The 3,040-nt window shown below is 36.4% G+C and carries 4 protein-coding genes; all 4 read right to left on the bottom strand.

The genetic code is table 11. The features are described 5' to 3' along the window. Window positions 1–698 precede the first annotated feature (698 nt). On the bottom strand, window positions 699–884 hold the full coding sequence (locus AB5Z12_RS20590; protein ID WP_368357531.1) for a hypothetical protein: 186 nt from the start codon (window positions 882–884) through the stop codon (window positions 699–701). An 81-nt stretch (window positions 885–965) separates the two neighbouring features. Beyond that, window positions 966–1,214: a hypothetical protein gene (locus AB5Z12_RS20585; protein ID WP_368357530.1), complete on the bottom strand. Its 249-nt coding sequence runs from the start codon at window positions 1,212–1,214 to the stop codon at window positions 966–968. A gap of 85 nt (window positions 1,215–1,299) precedes the next feature. Next, entirely contained in the window at window positions 1,300–1,824 is a 525-nt protein-coding gene (locus AB5Z12_RS20580) for a hypothetical protein (RefSeq protein ID WP_368368770.1), read from the bottom strand. A gap of 33 nt (window positions 1,825–1,857) precedes the next feature. Then, window positions 1,858–2,760: a sugar phosphate nucleotidyltransferase gene (locus tag AB5Z12_RS20575; RefSeq protein ID WP_347087123.1), complete on the bottom strand. Its 903-nt coding sequence runs from the start codon at window positions 2,758–2,760 to the stop codon at window positions 1,858–1,860. Window positions 2,761–3,040: the final 280 nt, after the last annotated feature.

Raw genomic sequence — 3,040 nt, 5'->3', positions numbered from 1 at the left:
TTATTTTACTCTGAGGTATTTTTTTCTCAACCTTCTTTCTCGGAATTCCTTATATTTAAATTATATAAGAAGCTCCTATCTAGAGTTTATTCTTCACATCTCAGCCAATCATAAGACCGTTGCATGCTACTCGCCACAGAGAGGTATATGAAGATTTGAGCAGCTACCGTGTAGTTTTTTCCACACGACTTTATTCTGCCTAATACAGACACTGATTCGACAGCATTCGACTTTTTAATCATATTTTGTTCATTTTGCGTTTACAGTTTAGTACCAAGGGTCTGGCACCAATGTAGGAGCACGTTTATTACTCATAATGAAACCTCCAAATATAGTAAATCCTATCAAGCGGAGTGTAGTAAAAATCTATTTACTATTTACTATCATTATGAGTTAAAAAATGTAGACAGTAAAGCTACCCAAGATTTAAGCGCTTACGAAAAATGTCCAATAATCAGCTTCAACCGCATTAGAAAGTTTAATCGGATAATTATCCGCAAAATTATGTGTAGATAATACAAAGGAAACTTCTCGTTTTAATGATCCACACTCTACACTTACAATATAATCCCGTATGTAATCACAAAGTTTCCAAAGTGAAGTTCTATGATATGGTACAACCATGCGACCAATCCAGTCATTATTAAAATCATCATAGTTTTCTTTTTCATCCTCATATGGTGGTTTTATAAATGAATTTATATCATAGCAATTTGCAGATTATCAGGTTTTCCCTTATGATACAAGTTTTGATACATCGGCGTTCCGTTGTAGGTGATCTGAAGAATTCTATTTTCAAAACACACCGAATATGACGTATGAAAAGTAATTTCCTGATGCTCATAATTTTTGTATTTTTCTATATATGCATATATAAGAATCATTAGCCCCCTCCTCTTAGCCACAACGTACACCATTTTCCGGATAGCTTTCTTATCTTAAGATTAATCGTATATTCCTTTACCTTAAGGTTTATTTTTCTGTCTGTTGTGTTTCAATGTATCATTTAACAAGCGTTCTTTTAACTCTTTTGGCACAGTTTTTCCAGTTCCAAGTAATACAACCGCTTTTCTTCTATCTTGCCTCTCAGTAGATGAATGATCAGAGTCATCGTATCCCATAAGATCAATTCCAAGTGAAGCAGCTTCTTCATACATTTTTTCTCTTTCTCTGATTTCTTCATTCGTTGGTTGAATAAAATTTCTCTTAATCATGTATCATTCACCTCCATAAATAAATTTCAACCCTATTGAACCACAGGTTCTTAGAAACTCCCGAACACTTACAAAACCAATAATTTTAATGCACAATATCTCTAATAAAGTTATCTGCATCCGCAATCCTTCTCACATTTTTCTCTCTGGAATCACAAATAGTCACCCGGCCATTCTCATATTTCAAACTTACGAAAGAACCATCACTCCGATAAATTGTCATATGCTCTTCCGGACGATTCAGCGTTTCTATAGGATCTTTCATTTTTCGAATCCGAGCATACTCGGAATCTGTCATAAATAATTCAATTTTCGAAACTGCACGGTTTTTCTTCAATGGTGTAGATCTCCACGAGCCATTTTTGTTCATCCATCTGTCCGCAGACATCACATTATCTTTCATCGCTGTAATCGCCTCTGAAATCCCCTCAATCTTCTCAATCGAAACACCATCCAACACACCTCTTATAATTTTCCCATAATCTTCCTTTGACAATTCCACACATAATTGGATCTGACGTCTCTCGCAGACTTCCCCTGATTCATATGTAATTTTATAACAATACTCAAAATGCATCTTATCCCTGCTTTCTCCCGTAATATAAAACATAAAGCCACGGTGATTTCCCGTGGCTCCAGTATATCACAGATCTGAAAACAAATCTGCCTTATATATTCCCTTTTCAAACATTTCTTTAAAGCTGTCCCTGACAGCCATGACATCTTCCTTATAAGTCATTCCATACCAGGTATCATTGGTACGCAACACTTTCACATCCATTTTTCCTTCAGCCAGTAATTCTCCGATAAAAGTCGGAATCAGATACTCAGCTTTCAGCGGATCAGCTGGAACTTCTTTTTCGAAAAACCGGGCAAAACCAGTTTCCAATATCTCCAGGAAGTCTGGTGTTAATCCCCACATATTCATAGAAACAAGAGAATCTGTATCCAGAGCTGCACCATCTGCCATTGCACCCTCTGCAGTCTTAACAATATTCTTTGTTTCCACAACCTCAGTCAGGTTATTCTGCTCATCCATTTTGCAGATACCACGTGTCACGCCGCCGTTATCTGACAACGTATTTTTCAGAACAAAACCAGCCATACAGGATTTCCCACCGTTTACCAGATATTCATGAACAGATCTGAAGCCCTCTTTTCCGTAATAATCATCTGCATTAATTACAACAAACGGAGTATTCAGCAGCTTCTTTGCTGCCAAAACAGCCTGTCCGGTTCCCCAGGGTTTCGTCCGTCCAACTGGTAAAGTGCATGGAATATCGTTGATATCCTGAAAAGCATAGTCTACAGTTACATTGTACTTTTTACAGATGTCGGCAATGCGTTCACCGATTACTTCTTTAAATTCTTTTTCGATATCCTTGCGGATAATAAAAACTACATGGTTAAACCCTGCTTCAATTGCATCATGGATGGAATAGTCCATGATGATGTGATTAGATGAATCGACAGGTTCTAATTGTTTTATTCCACCACCGAAACGGGAACCGATGCCGGCGGCCATAATTAATAATGTTGTTTCCATAAAAGGCTCCTTTTCAAATATTCTCTATACTCAATTTTTTAATATTGTTAACCTCAGGTAAAGCTCGGTCTCATGAGAGCAGAATCCACATGGAATTAGGATTTTTTCAGTTTTTGTTCTCTAATTTTCTTTCAGGAAAAACTATTTCTGGAAATTTATAATCCTATTTGAAAATTATATTTTTTCTTTATGCAGTCTGACCACAATGCTAGCAATATAGTGTCAACTTAAGCCAGTTATATTGGCTCATCTGTTCCTTGAAAACTAAATAGTAAAAATA

Source organism: Ruminococcus sp. RTP21358st1_G6_RTP21358_211008 (genome assembly GCF_040908885.1).
Classification (GTDB): domain Bacteria; phylum Bacillota; class Clostridia; order Lachnospirales; family Lachnospiraceae; genus Blautia_A; species Blautia_A faecis.
The sequence above is the reverse complement of the archived record's forward strand: the minus strand, read 5'-3'. Positions and strand labels throughout refer to the sequence as shown.